The organism is Flavobacterium lotistagni (assembly GCF_011392125.1).
In the GTDB taxonomy this organism is placed as follows: Bacteria; Bacteroidota; Bacteroidia; order Flavobacteriales; family Flavobacteriaceae; genus Flavobacterium; species Flavobacterium lotistagni.
In genome coordinates, this window is record NZ_JAAJBU010000001.1 from 319,228 (window position 1) to 335,966 (window position 16,739).

Here is a 16,739-nt window from a genome sequence, read left to right on the forward strand (position 1 = left end):
TTAAGATCAGTTTGTTCTACAATTTATTATTCGCTTTTAAGTTTCATGACATAAGCAGCCACCATCCATCTCTCGTGAGTATTTAATTGGTTGGCATACGAACCCATTGAGTTCAAACCGTAAGTTTCAACATGAAACACACTTCCTATAGTGATTGGCCTGTCTTTGTAGCTTGGCACTCCAAGGAATTTACCTTGAGTAACTAATTTTCCTTTTCCGTCTCCGGCTGTACCATGACAAATACCGCAATAAACATCATAAAGTTCTTTGGCTTTATCCATATCAATGGAAGCAGGATCAAGAGGAGATTGCAAGGAAGCTCTAGCGGCTTCTAGACCAGCCGTTGTATTGGGATACTCATATACTTCATACCCTCTATTAATAGTTCCTTCAACCGGAAGTTGTCCTTCTTTACCATTCTTGAAAGCTTTCGACTCTGAATACGTTTCATAACCTGCCGATTCATACATGTTCGGCATATACTGATAGTTAGGCTTAGAAGTATCGTGACAAGACGATACCAAAACCGCCGTACAAACTAAAAGTGCTATATTATAGATGCTTTTCATAGGACTAATCATGCTTTTCAATTACTTTAACTTCTACGGCACCTGTGCTTTCAAAAAATGAAACCAACTCCTGTTCGTTGTTGTGAACCGCTACTTCCATCAAGAAATGGTCGTCGGTGGTTCTTACATCAGGGTTTTCAGCAGATTTGAATGGCCATAAACGGCTTCTCATATAAAAAGTGATTACCATTAAGTGCGCTGCAAAGAATACTGTTTCTTCGAACATAATCGGAACAAACGCCGGCATATTCTGAATATAGCTGAAACTTGGCTTGCCACCAATGTCTTGCGGCCAATCTAGAATCATCACATAGTTCATCAAGAAAGTTCCGAAGGTCAATCCGCAAAGGCCGTATATAAAAGCACATATTGCGATTCGGGTTGGGGCAATTCCCATCGCTTTGTCCAATCCGTGAACTGGAAACGGCGTGAAAACTTCTTCAATATGGTGGTGTGCTGCCTTGGTTTTCTTAACAGCATCCATCAAAATGTCATCATCATTATAGATGGCGTGAATAACTTTATTACTCATGATGTGAATGTTTATGTGCTTCTCTTTCTCTGATATAATTTTCTCCGGTAGCTTTCAAAATCGTTTTCACCTCTGCTTGTGCAATTACCGGGAAAGTACGTGCGTACAACAAGAATAAAACGAAGAAGAAACCAATAGTGCCTATGAATATTCCTATATCAACAAATGTTGGGGAGAACATCGTCCATGAAGATGGAAGGTAATCTCTATGTAATGAGGTCACGATAATTACGAAACGCTCAAACCACATTCCTATATTTACGACAATCGAAATAACGAAAGAGAACATAATGCTCGTTCTTAATTTTTTAAACCACATGAACTGCGGAGAGAACACGTTACAAGTCATCATTGACCAATAAGCCCACCAGTAAGGTCCGGTGGCGCGGTTCAAGAAGGCATATTGCTCATACTCTACTCCTGAATACCACGCAATAAATAACTCAGTGATATAGGCTACACCCACGATAGATCCGGTAATCATGATGATGATGTTCATCAACTCGATGTGTTGGATTGTGATGTAGGCTTCTAAGTTCGACACTTTTCTCATAACAATAAGCAAAGTGTTTACCATTGCGAATCCTGAGAATACCGCTCCGGCAACGAAGTACGGTGGGAAGATGGTGGTGTGCCAACCAGGAATTACCGAAGTAGCAAAGTCCATTGATACGATAGTGTGTACAGAAAGTACCAACGGAGTTGCCAAACCTGCTAACACCAGAGAAACTTCTTCGAAACGTTGCCAATCTTTAGCACGACCCGACCATCCGAAAGAAAGAATCGAATAAATTCTTTTTTGGAAAGGATCAATAGCTCGGTCACGAATCATAGCGAAATCAGGCAACAAACCAGTCCACCAAAATACTAGTGACACAGAAAGATAAGTCGAAATCGCGAATACGTCCCAAAGTAGTGGCGAGTTGAAGTTTACCCAAAGCGAACCGAATTGGTTTGGAATAGGTAAAACCCAATAGGCTAACCAAGGACGACCCATGTGGATAATCGGGAACAAACCCGCTTGGATTACCGAGAAAATGGTCATCGCTTCCGCAGAACGGTTAATCGCCATTCTCCAGCGTTGACGGAACAGTAACAGTACTGCTGAGATAAGTGTACCAGCGTGACCGATACCTACCCACCATACGAAGTTAGTAATGTCCCATGCCCAACCTACGGTTTTATTCAATCCCCAGGTTCCGATACCCGTAGAAACGGTGTAAATGATGCAACCCAATCCCCAAAGGAAAGCGGCCAATGCAATTGAAAATACAGTCCACCATTGTTTGTTCGCTGGACCTTCAACAGGCGCTGCGACATCTACGGTGACATCATGATAAGTCTTATCACCTATAACTAAAGGTTTTCTAATACTTGAGTCGTATATATGAGACATAATCCTTTATATTGATTTTAATTTTTCTTAAGTATTTCTAACTTTCACGTGATAAAACACATTCGGCTTGGTTCCAACGTGCTCTAGTAAGTGATACATTCTTTCGTCTTCAGCAAGTGCCGCTACTTTATCAGACTTGTTGTTCACATCGCCAAAAACAATAGCGCCTGAAGAACAAGCTGCCGAACAAGCTGTCTGGAATTCGTCGGTTCTAACCTCTCGTCCTTCGCGTTTGGCATTCAAAATCGTAGCTTGGGTCATTTGGATACACAATGAACATTTTTCCATTACTCCGCGTGAACGTACATTCACGTCAGGATTCAAGACCATACGCCCTAAATCATCATTCATGTGATAGTCAAATTCTGCATTTCCGTTATAAAGGAACCAGTTGAAACGACGCACTTTATAAGGACAGTTGTTCGCACAATATCTTGTACCTACGCATCTGTTGTAAGCCATGTGGTTCTGTCCTTGACGCGAGTGCGATGTTGCCGCAACCGGACATACAGTTTCACATGGAGCGTGATTACAATGCTGACACATTACAGGTTGGAAGGCCACTTGTGGATTGTCTGCAGCTTCTTCCATTTGGCCGAATCCGCCAAGAGAACCTTTATCGCCAAACAAACCTTTGAAGCTTTCTTTCTTTTCGTTGTCGTGTGCGAAAGTATCTTCAGAAGAATAATACCTATCAATACGCAACCAATGCATATCACGGCTTCTCCTCACTTCTGATTTACCGACCACTGGAACGTTGTTCTCAGCATGGCAAGCGATAACGCAAGCTCCACAACCGGTACAAGCATTCAAGTCAATCGACATATTAAAATGATGCCCTGTAGAACGATCGAACGAAGCCCACAAATCAACCGTAGTGGCAGGAACTTCTTTGTGATCAAGGGAAACTTTAGGAACCTCATTCCACACTTCAGCCTCTTCTTTGTTGAAGATGTCCAAAGTCGTTTCTTTAATAATATCGCCGCGACCCATCAATGTCTTCTGCGACTGTACACAAGCAAATTCATGCTCACCTGCCGCCTTTTTGACCGATACCGTTTGGACATTATTGAAATTATTATAAAAAGTGTAGGCATTAACACCTACTTGCATTTCTTCTTTTAAAGCTGCTTTTTTACCGTAACCTAGAGCCAAACCAATAGTTCCTAATGCTTGTCCTGGTTGAATAATTACCGGTACGTTTTCTAGGGTTTTACCATTGACGGTAAGGGTAGCATAACTTCCGTTTAGGCCACCATCAGCAACATTATGATTCTCTAACCCGAGTTTCTCAGCGTCTACTCTAGATACTGTAGCGTAATTGTCCCATGAAACTCTTGTAATTGGATCTGGAAATTCTTGCAACCATGGGTTGTTGGCTTGCTGTCCGTCTCCGAGACCGGTTTTAGTGTAAAGCACCAACTCCATTCCTGCGCTTTTAGAACCAGCTAAAGCAGTTGCGGCAGCAGCGGCAAAACCGGAAGCATTACCAGAGGAAGCGGAAGCCGCGCCAATATAAATTCCATCATGAAGTACTTTATTCCAGCTAGAACCGGCAATGATTCCAGAAGCGTTTGCTTTAAGGTAATCATAAAAAGTACCGGAAGTGCCATTCCAAGACATCAAAGCATCTTGAAATTGCATAGTATCAAACAAAGGACGAATTGTAGGTTGAGTAATTCCATAAGCACCTTTAACGATAGAAACATCGTTCCAGGATTCTAAATAATGCGGTGCAGCAGCGGCAATTGTAGTTACCGATGCCGTTTCATCTTCTTTTAAAGAGAAAGCTACTGACAAAGCAACTTTCTTAAGTGCAGCTGCGAACTCTGCCCCATTCGGCAATGTATAAACTGGATTTACACCGCTCATAATCAAAGTATGAACGTTTCCAGCTTTCATGTCGTTTAGAAATTGAGCCACTTTCTGGTTTGACCCTTTTCTAATTTGACGCGTACCCGCAGTTGAGAAAGCTTCACTAGCTAAAGCTTGGTTGATTGCCAAAACCAACAGTTGTGCGTTAACGTCTTGAATACCCGAAACCAACACCCCCTTAGAACCGGCAGCTTTTAATTGTTGTGCCGCTTTAATCACAGCATCTTCATTATCAATTTTGGAGGTACCTACCGAAGATCCGGTAATCACGTTGTATATCTTTACTAAAGCTTGCTTTTGGCTGGCTACAGTCATTGGAATACGTTTGTCAGCAGCTGCGCCAGACAAAGTCATGTTGGCTTCCAATTGGAAGTGGCGTGACATTTTACCACTTTTTGGAATTCTTCCCTGAGCATACCCTGCATCGTAGCTGCCCCCTTGCCAATCGCCAAGAAAGTCAGCTCCTACAGAAACAATCAATGCTGCTTTGGAAAAATCGTAATCCACTAGCGCTCTTTCGCCATATACAGTCTCAAAAGCATCTAGCGCCTCAGAATCAGAAACCGCGTCGTAAATAACGTGTTTCGCATTTGGGTTTTTAGCTAAAAATTCTGAAATAAGTTTTTCTGTTGACGGACTAGCCAAAGTTCCTGTAAGCAAAACCGTTTGCTTTCCGGCAGCTTTAGCATCAGCAAGGCTCTTTTTGATTTTTGCATCAACATCTACCCAAGTAGCATTCTTACCACCAATTTTTGGTTGCTTTAATCTCAGGCTATCATACAAGGAAAGTACCGAAGCGTGGATTCTTGCATTGGCTGCAAACTTAGCTCCAGGCATAGTGTTGTTGTCAATTTTAATCGGACGACCTTCTCTTGTTTTTACCAGCAATTGTGCAAAATCGAAACCGTCAAAAACAGATGTCGCATAATAATCCGCAACACCCGGAATGATTTGCTCCGGCTGAAGCACATAAGGAATCGATTTGTGAACTGGGCCTTCGCAAGCTGCTAATGTTGCAGCAGCAGTACTGAATCCGACGTACTTTAAGAAATCACGACGTGTTGTTGAAGAAGTGGAAAGCGTTTCCGCATCACTCAAAAATTCGTTGGTTGGAATTTCTTCAACAAATTCATTATTTCTAAGTGCCTCAACAATAGAACTATTTTCGTTTAGCTCCTCAACACTTTTCCAGTATTTTTTGTTTGATGACATATTATATATAAATATTAGCTTCTTAATAAATCGATTAGTAGTGGCATTTACCGCATTCTAGACCTCCCATTTGAGCTGCGGTCAACTTATCAACACCATACTTTTTAGAAAGTTCTTCGTGAATTTTAGTGTAGTACTCATTACCTTCCATCTTAACATCGGTTTCCCTGTGGCAATTGATGCACCAACCCATTGTCAGAGGCGCAAATTGTTTCATGACTTCATAGGTCTGGACTGGCCCGTGACAAGTTTGACACTCTACACCAGCTACAGTTACGTGTTGTGAGTGATTGAAATAAACATAATCTGGAAGATTGTGAATTCGAACCCATTTCACCGGTTGTGTTTTCCCAGTATACTTTTGTGTAGATTGATCCCAACCCACAGCAGCATATAGTTTTTTGATTTCACCATCATAGAATGCTTTTGAATGGTCTGGTGTCGCGGTAGTATCCGAAACTTCCGAGATATTCTTGTGACAGTTCATACAAATATTCAACGAAGGAATTCCTGCATTTTTACTTACTCTAGCTGCAGAGTGACAGTATTTACAATCAATACCATTGCTCCCTGCGTGAATTCTGTGCGAGTAGTGAATTGGCTGGATTGGCTCATAATCTTGATCGACTCCGATTTGCATCAAATAACCGTAAACGTAATATCCACTAGCTAAAAGCAAGAAAATCGAAGCAACCAATACCAAGAACTGATTTCTAGCAAAGGCTTTCCAAATTGGCATCGAAGCCTCTTTTGTCGAAACTTCAACACCATTAGCTTTAGCAATTTTAGTTAGCACCCTATTGACCAATACCAACATCACTACCAACATCAGCATCACTACAGCCAAGGCAAACAAAATCAAGTTGTTGGAAACACCTTCCCCATTACTTTCAGCACCAGCAGAGGCACCAGCAGCAGGCAAAACTTTCGCCGGCTCAGCTTTTGGCTCGGAAGTATAAGCAAGAATGTTATCAATATCAGCCTCAGACAATTGCGGAAATGCAGTCATCACCGCATTGTTGTTCTCTGCAAAAAGCTTAACTGCAGTTGCATCTCCAGATTTAATCAACTCGGAACTGTTGTGGATCCACTTGTACAACCATGCTTTATCACGTCTGGACGCAACCCCTCTTAACGCTGGCCCAGTGGATTTTGCATCGAGCTTGTGACAAGCCGCACAATTGGTATTGAAAAGTTCTTTTCCTTTAGCAGCATCACCTCCAGCAGCAGGCGCAGCAGCATCAGCAGCAGGAGCTGTAGTTGAAGCAGGAGCAGGCGCGGGGTTTTGAGCAATAGAGGTTAAAGAGAATGTTAGCAGTATGGCTAAACTAAAAACACAAATTCTAGAAATCGAATGATGGTTACCCACTTTTTTCATATTTTGAGTGATTATCGACTGAAAATGGCGTGAAAGAAATACCAGAAATCCAGTATTTACGACACATTATTTGAAAAACTTCGACAAAAATACAATTAATGAGCTATTCTTAAAACCTTAAAATACTCTTAAATATCAATTTATATCAATTCTAAATAATGAATGTTCTTTTGTTTAATTTGAGAAATAGTACATTTGTATAAAAATCACTACTTTATGAAAATGCTAACGCTGAGAAATGCTATTTTACTGGCTTCATTTATGAGTTTGAGTTACAAAAATTTATATGCTCAAGACCAAAATTTAACTCTCATTCAAGATGAAAAATTTGAGCAATTGTTAAACGAAAAAAGAAAAATTAACAGCTCAATTACAGTAAATGATCGGTATAAAATTCAGATATATAATGGCGATAGCGAAACCGCTAAAAAAACCTTAGGCGAGTTCAGAAAAGAGTTCAAAAACTATGATGGAACCATTGTTTTTAATACGCCTACGTACAAAGTTTGGGTAGGAAATTTTAAAACGAGAATTGAATCCGAACGCAATTTGGCGGAGCTTAAAAAACGGTATCCAACCGCATTTTTAATTAAACCGAATAAATAGCCTTAGTGCCTTAGTGCCTTAGTGCCTTAGTGCCTTAGTGCCTTAGTGCCTTAGTGCCTTAGTGCCTTAGTGCCTTAGTGCAAAAATAAACAGAAACAAAAAACGTCCTTAATTAGGGACGTTTTTTTATTGATTCATACTAAGATTATTTCAGTTTTTTCTTCACTGCCACTTCTTGGAAAGCTTCGATCAAATCATTAATTTCAATATCGTTGTAACCTTTAATTTGAATACCGCAATCGTAGCCTTTAGAAACTTCTTTAACATCATCTTTAAAACGTTTCAGTGCGGCCAATTCGCCGGTGTGAACTACAACGCCATCACGGATAATTCTGATTTTTGAGGCGCGGAAAATCTTACCATCGGTCACCATACATCCGGCAATCGATCCTACTTTTGAAATCTTGAATATCTCTCTGATTTCGGCGGTACCGGTAATTTCTTCTTTCATTTCCGGGGAAAGCATTCCTTCCATCGCATCTTTCAAATCATCAATCGCATCGTAAATGATAGAGTAATTTCTGATATCGATTTCCTCTCTATCGGCCAATGCTCTGGCGCTAGTTGATGGACGTACGTTGAATCCGATGATAATCGCATCTGACGCAGAAGCTAAATTGACATCTGTTTCTGTAATTGCCCCGACTCCTTTATGGATAATATTGACTTGAATTTCCTCAGTTGATAACTTCGAAAATGAATCTGAAAGGGCTTCAACAGAACCGTCAACATCACCTTTGATAATAATATTAAGTTCTTTGAACTGACCTAAGGCAATACGTCTTCCGATTTCCGCCAAAGTAATGTGTTTTTGTGTACGAACCGATTGCTCGCGTTGCAACTGTGTGCGTTTAGCCGCAATTTGTTTGGCTTCGCGCTCGTCTTCGAATACGCTAAACTTGTCACCGGCTGTTGGTGCTCCGTCCAATCCAAGCACTGAAACCGGTGTTGACGGACCAGCTTCCTTAACCACATGACCGCGTTCGTCGTGCATGGCGCGGATTTTTCCGTGGTGTTTTCCGGCCAACATATAATCTCCGATACGCAATGTTCCGTTTTGAACGAGAATCGTCGCTACGTAGCCTTTTCCTTTATCAAGTTGTGCTTCTACTACAGTTCCTTGGGCCAAACGATCCGGATTGGCTTTCAAATCGAGAATCTCTGCCTCGAGCAAAACTTTCTCTAATAGTTCTTTCACTCCAATACCCGCTTTGGCAGAAATATCATGGGATTGAATTTTCCCGCCCCAATCTTCCACAAGCAAGTTCATTCCAGCCAGCCTTTCTTTAATCTTCTCGGGGTTGGCATTCGGTTTATCAATTTTGTTGATGGCGAAAATAATTGGAACACCTGCTGCCTGAGCGTGACTAATAGCCTCTTTGGTTTGTGGCATAATATCGTCGTCTGCGGCAATCACAATGATGGCAATATCGGTTACTTGAGCACCACGCGCACGCATCGCCGTAAAAGCTTCGTGACCCGGGGTATCCAGAAATGCTATTTTCTGACCATTATCTAAAGTGACTCCGTAAGCACCGATATGCTGGGTAATTCCACCTGATTCTCCCGCGATCACATTCTCTTTACGAATGTAATCCAGCAAAGAGGTTTTTCCGTGATCGACGTGACCCATTACGGTAACAATCGGAGCTCGGTTTACTAAATCTTCTTCGCGATCTACCTCGACCTGAATAGCATCTTCTAGCTCTGTGGAAATAAACTCTACATCAAAACCGAATTCGTCAGCAACGATAGTTAAAGTTTCAGCATCCAATCTTTGGTTCATTGTTACCATGATGCCTAGCGACATACAAGTTCCTATTACTTTGGTAATCGGCACGTCCATCATGGTGGCAATTTCACCTACGGTCACAAACTCAGTAACCTTTAGTGTTTTGCTGCCTTCTTCGATAGAGCGCTGTTCGTCTTCGGATTTCTGACGGTGGGTTTCTCTTTTATCACGACGGTATTTGGCCGCTTTTGATTTTCCGCCTTTTCCTTGAAGTTTCTCCAAGGTTTCGCGAATTTGGTTCTTCACTTCTTCTTCCGTTGGCTCCACCTTGGCTACGGCTGCCGGTCGGTTGCCTTTGTTGAAACCAGGTTTGCCGTCTCGGTTCCCCGGAGCGTTTGGTCTACCATTATTGGCTCCAGTTGCGCCGCCAGGTCTAATCTCGCCGGGTTTGGAAGGAATCCGTTTTCTTTTATTCTTGTTAATCCCTGAATTCGCATTTGGGTTTGCACCTGCTTTCGGGTCTTCTTTTTTCTTTTTAGGTTTATCGAATTGTGACAAATCAATCGTCTGACCGGTTAAGGTGGCACCGGAGAGTTTTTGGTATTGGGTTGCAATGGCCTCATCGGCGGGTGCTTCTTGAACAGTGGGTGCTTGAGTCGGAGCTTCCGCTTTTGGAGCAGGCGATTCAACAGGCTTAGTTTCAGGAGCAACATCGGTCTTTTTAGCAGTAGGTTTTGCAGCATCAAGATCGATGACACCAATTTGTTTTGGGCCAGCAACAATTGCTTTGGCCTTAATCACTTCTTGGCGTTGGCGCTCTTCATCAATTTTACGCTTGTCTTCAATTTCCTTTTCGCGTTCCAAACGCAATGCTTCTTTTTCCTTGCGCTTTTCCTCGCCTACTTCTTTGGAAGCTTCTTTGTTGCCTTTATCGCCAGCAAACTGACTTTGCAGAATGCCATATTCCAAGTCAGAAATTTTGGCGTTCGGATTGGCATCAATCATGATCCCTTTATCTTTAAGATAATCCACGGCCCTTTCCAACGAAATATTGAATTCCCTTAATACCTTGTTTATTCTTATTACTCTTTCTTCAGACATAAAATCTTTTTATTGTTACCTTATAGTTGTGTTGTTGTTGTGTATTTAGGAGTTAAACTCTTCCTTCAAAATGCGCATCACATCTAGGATGGTTTCTTCTTCAAGATCGGTTCTTCTGACCAAATCTTCGACATCTTGTTTTAGAACGCTTCTCGCTGTATCTAAACCAATTTTAGCGAATTCATCAATCACCCAGCCGTCGATTTCGTCTGAGAACTCTGTCAATTCAACATCATCCTCTTCTTCGGCGATATTACCTTCACGAATCACATCGAGTTCATAACCAGTCAGCAAACCAGCCAATTTGATGTTGTGTCCACCGCGACCAATCGCTTTGGAAACTTCTTCAAGTTTAAGGTAAACGTCTGCTCTCTTGGTTTCTTCATTGATTTTGATTGAAGATACCTTGGCAGGGCTTAGCGCTCTGGTTATAAACAATTGAATGTTGCTGGTGTAATTGATTACGTCGATATTCTCGTTGCCCAGCTCACGAACGATACCATGGATTCTCGATCCTTTCATCCCGACACAAGCACCTACGGGATCAATTCTGTCATCGTAAGAATCTACGGCTACCTTGGCTTTTTCACCCGGAATACGAACCACTTTTTTCACCATAATCAAACCGTCAAAAACTTCCGGAATTTCCTGCTCGAACAATTTCTCGAGGAATTTCTCAGAGGTTCTAGACATAATAATTTGCGGCTTGTTTCCTTTCAATTCGACGTTTTCGATAATCCCGCGAACGTTATCTCCTTTGCGGAAAAAGTCTGATGGAATTTGCTTTTCTTTCGGAAGTACAATCTCGTTGCCTTCATCATCAACCAAAATGACAACTCTCGGGCGCACGTGGTGTACTTCTGCCGTGTAGATTTCTCCAATTAAATCTTTGAACTGCTTGTACAAATTGGTATTGTCATGCTCATGAATCTTCGAAATCAGGTTCTGGCGCAAAGCCAAAATCGCACGTCTTCCGAGATCAATCAGCTTCACTTCTTCAGAAACTTCTTCGCCGATTTCAAAATCAGGTTCAATTTTGCGGGCTTCTGTTAGCGTAATTTCTTCATTTTCAAGATCAAGATCATCATCTGCTACGATGACGCGTCTTCTCCAGATTTCCATATCGCCTTTATCTGGGTTGATGATGATATCGAAATTCTCATCAGAACCGAATTTTTTCTTCAATGCATTTCGGAATACATCTTCCAAAATCGCCATAAGCGTCACACGATCAATCAGTTTGTCATCTTTAAACTCTGAAAACGACTCGATTAATGCCAAATTTTCCATGCCAACTTTTTAAATTAAAATGTTACTGTAACAATTGCTTCTTTTATCTCTGAATAAGGAATTTCCATCGTTTTCTGTACCGTTTCTTTTCCCTTTCCAATTTTTTTAGGCTCTCTGGCTTCCCAAGCTAAAGTTATAAAATTATCATTAGCCGCCACCAGTTGCGCTTCTATTGTTTGCGTAGTTAATTTCACAATCAGTGTACGCCCTATGTTTTTAATGTACTGACGAACCAGTTTGAGCGGCGAACCAACACCAACCGACGCCACTTCTAAAGAAAAATCTTGCTCTTCGCGATCTAAATTATGCTCAATGGCACGACTGATATCTATGCAATCCTGCAGTTGAACACCGTTATCTCCGTCAAGGGTTACAATAATTTTGAAAGTATCAGTAATGGTTAAGTCAATGAGAAAGATTGCTGGCTTTTCCTGCAACCCTGCCTCGAGTAATTGACTCACTTTTTCTCTAAATGTCATATCTTTTATAAAAAGAGGGAAGCATTTGCCTCCCTCATTATTTAACTATCAATAAATAACGGGGCAAATATAGTGTTTTTTTAAATCCAAAAACGATTGGTGTTTAAAAAAAATATATTACTTTTATTGTGTTAATGTATCTAACCGATTTTATAAAATTTCTTACACTTTACTTATGAAAAGAATCTTAGTTCCAACAGATTTTTCCAAGCACGCTGAATACGCTTTAAGGGTAGCAGCCCAAATTGCCAGACAAAACGATAGCGAGATTATATTACTCCATATGCTAGAATTGCCTCATCAAGCTGGAGATGCAATTGGCAGCGGCCACCAGATTCCTGAGATTATGTTTTACAAAGACCAAGCAATCAATAATCTTGAAGATTTGATGGATGCGGATTTTCTAGAAGGCCTTAACGTTTCTGAAATCATCCAATTCGAAAAAGCTTTTGAAGGAATTTTAGGCGTCAGCAAAAAAAACAACGTTGATTTAGTAGTGATGGGTTCGCACGGCACCAGTGGTTTTCAGGAAATGTTGATTGGATCTAACACCGAAAAAGTGGTGCGTTTCTCAGAAGCACCAGTTTTGGTTATCAAAAATGAGAACGAAAATTTCAAAGCAGGGAATTTTGTGTTCGCTTCTGATTTCTCTGACGAGATTAAAAAACCTTTCGCGCAACTCATTGATTTTGCCAAATCGTTCGGGTCTAATTTGAGCTTAGTGATGATCAATACGCCAAATAGCTTTAAACCGACGCACATTGCCGAGAAAATCATGACCGATTTCATGAAAGGATTTGATTATCCGAATTACACCATGCATATTTATAACGACGTAAATGTTGAGAAAGGAATCTTGAATTTCTCTAATAAAGTAAATGCTGATTTGATTGGAATGTGCACTCACGGAAGAACCGGTTTTGCACACTTCTTTAACGGCAGCATCAGTGAAGATTTAGTAAACCACGCTGTACGTCCGGTGATTACGTTTAAAATCTAAAGTAAGCTTGACCTAAAATAAAAAAGCCTCCTAGAAGTTAGGAGGCTTTTTTTGTTGGCCCACTAGGACTCGAACCTAGAAAGACGGCACCAAAAACCGTAGTGTTACCATTACACCATAGGCCAATACCATTGCTGATAAGCGAGTGCAAATTTAAAACAAATTTTATTTTTAGCAACTATTTGAAAGATTTTTATATATTTTTTTCCAAGTAAACAAAACTCCCCAACATCAAAGTAACCGATTTGCCTGATACTGTGCAGAATTTTTTGTTAATCCAACTTTCTTTCAGTAAAAAAATAGTTTCTTTGTAGCGCTTAAAAATCATACAATTCTATGACGACATTCAGTTTCAATAAATGGAACACCATCCTCGGCTGGTCGGCTTTTGCCATTGCGCTTGTCACTTATACCTTAACTGTCGAACCAACAATGAGTTTTTGGGATTGTGGAGAATATATCGCTACCGCGGCCAAACTGGAGGTAGGCCATCCGCCGGGCGCGCCCTTGTTTCAAATGATTGGGGCTTTCTTCGCCATGTTTGCTACTGAAGCAAAATATGTAGCCTTGATGGTGAATATGATGTCTGTGTTTTCAAGCGCTTTTACCATTTTATTTTTGTTCTGGACCTCGACGATTATCTTGCGCAAGATAACCGGATTAGGGCAAGACAACAATGAGAATAAAGAAATGACCAATGGCAACGCTTTGGTTATTCTAGGAAGTTCGTTCGTCGGGGCTTTGGCCTTTACTTTCTCAGACAGTTTCTGGTTCAATGCCGTGGAGGCAGAAGTTTACGCCATGGCTACTTTGCTGATTTCATTACTGTTCTGGCTTGGCCTTCGTTGGGAAGAAGACATGCTTACCCCGCGAGGCAACAAATGGCTTTTACTGATTTGTTTGGTCATTGGGCTTTCTTTTGGGGTGCACTTTATGGCTTTATTGACCGTGCCGTCCATTGGGCTGATGTATTTCTTTAAGCATTACAAAACCGTCACCATCAAAAACTTTATCGTCGCCAACTTGATTGTAGTCGCGATTTTCCTTTTTATATATAAATCTCTATTGCCGTGGACAATGGCTTTCTTCGGAAAAACCGAGATTTTCATGGTGAACAATTTGGGCCTGCCTTTCAACTCCGGAACCATTTTCGTGGCGTTGTTGTTAGTGGCCTTCTTTTATTTTGGATTGCGATACACCAAGAGCAAAGGCTTAGTGTTTTATAACACCATCATTCTTTGTATTCTTTTTATTCTGATAGGATTTTCCACCTGGATGATGCTGCCCATCCGCGCCAATGCCAATACAGTGATTAACGAAAACAAACCTTCTGATGCCGCCGAAGTTTTGGCCTATTATAATCGCGAACAATATGGCATCAACCCACTTTTTTATGGCCCACAATACACTGACACTTTTGCTGGTTTGGACGCCGAAACACCTTATTTAGACAAAGCCCCAAACTACGAACGAGATTACAAAACCGGCAAGTATGTTATTACCAACAACTATAAAAATGCCGAGCAAAACAGTGACGACAATCAAAAAGCATTTCTCCCGAGACTTTGGAGCACAGAACATGTAGAGAATTACATCAACTTCACCCGTGTGCCTGAATTTAGAATCAATCCCGAATATTCTGAAGAGAAAGAACTCGTTGATGTTATTGCCGAATTCCGGAAAGCCTACGCCGAGAAACAAATCGATACTGAAGGCTATATCACCTTTTTGAAAAGTTACGGCGAGTATCTCATCATTGAAAAACCTTCTACTTGGGACAATATCAGCTTTATGTTCGAGTACCAGTTTGGCTATATGTATTGGCGTTATTTAATGTGGAATTTCACCGGCAGACAAAACGACATTCAAGGCAAGTATGACAACCTCGACGGCAACTGGCTCAGCGGCATTCCTTTTATTGACGAGCTTCATTTGGGTTCTCAGGAAAATCTGCCGAGCGATGCCCTAAATAACAAAGGGCGCAACACCTACTACTTTTTACCTTTTATATTAGGTCTTATTGGACTCGGATACCACGCCAAAAAAGACCTCAAGAGCTTCTATGTGTTGATGGCCTTATTCCTTTTTACAGGCTTGGCACTCAAGATTTACCTCAACGAACGACCATTCGAACCTCGTGAGCGCGATTATGCTTTGGTCGGATCGTTTTATGTCTTTGCGATTTGGGTAGGCTTCGGAGTTTATTCTCTTTATGAATCCGCGAAAAGCTACTTGCAACCTAAAATTGCCGGGCCTATTGTAATTGCCGGTTCGTTACTAGCAGCTCCGGTTTTGATGGCTTCAGAGAACTGGGACGACCACGACCGCTCTCAAAAGTACACTGCGATCGCCATGGCAAAGGCTTATCTGAATTCCTGCGAGCCGAACGCCATATTATTTACCATTGGCGATAACGACACTTTCCCGCTTTGGTATGCCCAAGAAATCGAACACATCCGCACCGATGTTAAAATAGTCAACACCAGTCTTTTCATGACCGATTGGTACATCGACCAAATGAAGATGAAAACCTATGAGTCTGACGGATTAAAGATTTCCTTTACCCACGACCAATACGTCGGAGACAAACTCGATTATTCGGTACACAACCCCAAAACCGAAAGCCGTTGGAACATTAACGATTTTATCCATTTTATTGCCAGTGACGATCCGAGAACATTGATTGAAATGTCTAATGGGCAGAAGATTCATTTTTATCCGACCAATAAAATCCGCATCCCGATAGATAAAAATGTAATCATTCAAAACAAAGTGGTCAATCCGGCCCAAAACGATTCCATCGTACCTTATATTGATGTGGATATTAAAGGTCAAGCACTTTACAAAAACCGTTTGATGATGCTCGATGTCATTGCCAACAACAATTGGAAACGTCCGGTGTATTTTACCGGTGGCAGCTTCGGCGATGACGATTACCTTTGGATGAAAGATTACTTGCAACTCGACGGCATGGTGTATAAACTGATTCCGATTCGCACACCGATCCCGAAAGATGGCAGCCCGCTGGATATGGGCCAAATTGACAGCGAAAAAATGTATAACATCGTCATGAAATGGGATTGGGGTAACGGCGAACTCAAAACCGTCTACCACGATCCGGAAACTCGTAAAAACAGCATTTCGTACAGAACCAACCTCGCGCGCTTGATGGAGCAACTCATCAACGAAGGCAAAAAAGACAAAGCGAAAAAAGTCATCGATTTGGCTATGGAAAAAATGCCGGTACAGTACTACGGTTATTATTCTTTGCTTGATCCGTTTGCAGGCGGTTACTACGAAATTGGCGAGAAGCAAAAAGCGCGTCAGTTGCTCGAAGAACTAATGACCAAATACAAAGAAAACCTGACTTTCTATAAAGGTTTAAAATCGTCCGAGCAAAGCAATTTAGTGATTGACATTATTACCGATATTGAACGTTACCGCGGTTTACTCGAAGTAATGAAAGACCGTGGCGATATCGAATTTTACAACAAAAACAGGCCGATATTCAACAGTTACAACAAGATGTTTGAGCGTTTCGGCCGGGATTTCGAGTAATAAAAAAACAG

Annotated in this window: 11 protein-coding genes and 1 tRNA gene; 3 read left to right on the top strand and 9 right to left on the bottom strand. The window is 41.3% G+C overall.

The window, feature by feature from the left end; translation table 11 throughout:
* Nucleotides 1–26: 26 nt before the first annotated feature.
* The 5 genes from G4D82_RS01365 to G4D82_RS01385 are packed head-to-tail and all read right to left on the bottom strand — an operon-like array spanning nt 27 to nt 6,962.
* Nucleotides 27–569: a c-type cytochrome gene (locus G4D82_RS01365; protein ID WP_166333650.1), complete on the bottom strand. Its 543-nt coding sequence runs from the start codon at nt 567–569 to the stop codon at nt 27–29.
* 4 nt (nt 570–573) lie between these two features.
* Nucleotides 574–1,101 (bottom strand): DUF3341 domain-containing protein, encoded by a 528-nt coding sequence (locus tag G4D82_RS01370; protein ID WP_166333652.1) that lies wholly within the window; start codon nt 1,099–1,101, stop codon nt 574–576.
* Entirely contained in the window at nt 1,094–2,497 is a 1,404-nt protein-coding gene (gene nrfD, locus G4D82_RS01375; protein ID WP_166333654.1) for an NrfD/PsrC family molybdoenzyme membrane anchor subunit, read from the bottom strand. The genes G4D82_RS01370 and nrfD overlap by 8 nt, the downstream gene beginning before the upstream one ends.
* 27 nt (nt 2,498–2,524) lie before the next feature.
* Nucleotides 2,525–5,584 carry a TAT-variant-translocated molybdopterin oxidoreductase gene (locus G4D82_RS01380; RefSeq protein WP_166333656.1) on the bottom strand — a complete coding sequence of 1,020 codons (3,060 nt, stop codon included), beginning with the start codon at nt 5,582–5,584 and terminating at the stop codon, nt 2,525–2,527.
* A 34-nt stretch (nt 5,585–5,618) separates the two neighbouring features.
* Nucleotides 5,619–6,962, bottom strand: coding sequence for a c-type cytochrome (locus G4D82_RS01385; RefSeq protein WP_166333658.1), 1,344 nt, complete (start codon nt 6,960–6,962; stop codon nt 5,619–5,621).
* Between the two features lie 216 nt (nt 6,963–7,178).
* Here G4D82_RS01385 and G4D82_RS01390 point away from each other — a divergent pair, with 216 nt between their 5' ends.
* Nucleotides 7,179–7,568 carry an SPOR domain-containing protein gene (locus G4D82_RS01390; protein ID WP_166333660.1) on the top strand — a complete coding sequence of 130 codons (390 nt, stop codon included), beginning with the start codon at nt 7,179–7,181 and terminating at the stop codon, nt 7,566–7,568.
* Between the two features lie 145 nt (nt 7,569–7,713).
* Here G4D82_RS01390 and infB read toward each other — a convergent pair whose 3' ends face one another.
* The 3 genes from infB to rimP are packed head-to-tail and all read right to left on the bottom strand — an operon-like array spanning nt 7,714 to nt 12,170.
* On the bottom strand, nt 7,714–10,401 hold the full coding sequence (gene infB / locus G4D82_RS01395) for a translation initiation factor IF-2 (RefSeq protein ID WP_166333662.1): 2,688 nt from the start codon (nt 10,399–10,401) through the stop codon (nt 7,714–7,716).
* Between the two features lie 45 nt (nt 10,402–10,446).
* Nucleotides 10,447–11,691: a transcription termination factor NusA gene (gene nusA, locus G4D82_RS01400; protein WP_166333665.1), complete on the bottom strand. Its 1,245-nt coding sequence runs from the start codon at nt 11,689–11,691 to the stop codon at nt 10,447–10,449.
* A gap of 14 nt (nt 11,692–11,705) precedes the next feature.
* A complete protein-coding gene (gene rimP / locus G4D82_RS01405; RefSeq protein WP_166333667.1) occupies nt 11,706–12,170 on the bottom strand; it encodes a ribosome assembly cofactor RimP in 465 nt (154 codons plus the stop codon).
* Nucleotides 12,171–12,345: 175 nt separating this feature from the next.
* On the opposite strand from rimP, the gene G4D82_RS01410 reads away from it, so the two are divergent.
* Nucleotides 12,346–13,170 (top strand): universal stress protein, encoded by an 825-nt coding sequence (locus G4D82_RS01410; protein ID WP_166333670.1) that lies wholly within the window; start codon nt 12,346–12,348, stop codon nt 13,168–13,170.
* A 54-nt stretch (nt 13,171–13,224) separates the two neighbouring features.
* Here G4D82_RS01410 and G4D82_RS01415 read toward each other — a convergent pair.
* Nucleotides 13,225–13,295: transfer RNA gene (locus G4D82_RS01415), tRNA-Gln, on the bottom strand.
* Nucleotides 13,296–13,506: 211 nt separating this feature from the next.
* Here G4D82_RS01415 and G4D82_RS01420 point away from each other — a divergent pair.
* Complete coding sequence (locus G4D82_RS01420) at nt 13,507–16,728, top strand: glycosyltransferase family 117 protein (RefSeq protein ID WP_166333673.1); 3,222 nt, start codon at nt 13,507–13,509, stop codon at nt 16,726–16,728.
* Nucleotides 16,729–16,739 lie beyond the last annotated feature (11 nt).

Coding starts and splice junctions, on each gene's coding strand:
- G4D82_RS01365 (WP_166333650.1), bottom strand. CDS start 569: ATGAAAAGCATCTATAATATAGCACTTTTAGTTTGTACGGCGGTTTTG.
- G4D82_RS01370 (WP_166333652.1), bottom strand. CDS start 1,101: ATGAGTAATAAAGTTATTCACGCCATCTATAATGATGATGACATTTTG.
- nrfD (WP_166333654.1), bottom strand. CDS start 2,497: ATGTCTCATATATACGACTCAAGTATTAGAAAACCTTTAGTTATAGGT.
- G4D82_RS01380 (WP_166333656.1), bottom strand. CDS start 5,584: ATGTCATCAAACAAAAAATACTGGAAAAGTGTTGAGGAGCTAAACGAA.
- G4D82_RS01385 (WP_166333658.1), bottom strand. CDS start 6,962: ATGAAAAAAGTGGGTAACCATCATTCGATTTCTAGAATTTGTGTTTTT.
- G4D82_RS01390 (WP_166333660.1), top strand. CDS start 7,179: ATGAAAATGCTAACGCTGAGAAATGCTATTTTACTGGCTTCATTTATG.
- infB (WP_166333662.1), bottom strand. CDS start 10,401: ATGTCTGAAGAAAGAGTAATAAGAATAAACAAGGTATTAAGGGAATTC.
- nusA (WP_166333665.1), bottom strand. CDS start 11,691: ATGGAAAATTTGGCATTAATCGAGTCGTTTTCAGAGTTTAAAGATGAC.
- rimP (WP_166333667.1), bottom strand. CDS start 12,170: ATGACATTTAGAGAAAAAGTGAGTCAATTACTCGAGGCAGGGTTGCAG.
- G4D82_RS01410 (WP_166333670.1), top strand. CDS start 12,346: ATGAAAAGAATCTTAGTTCCAACAGATTTTTCCAAGCACGCTGAATAC.
- G4D82_RS01420 (WP_166333673.1), top strand. CDS start 13,507: ATGACGACATTCAGTTTCAATAAATGGAACACCATCCTCGGCTGGTCG.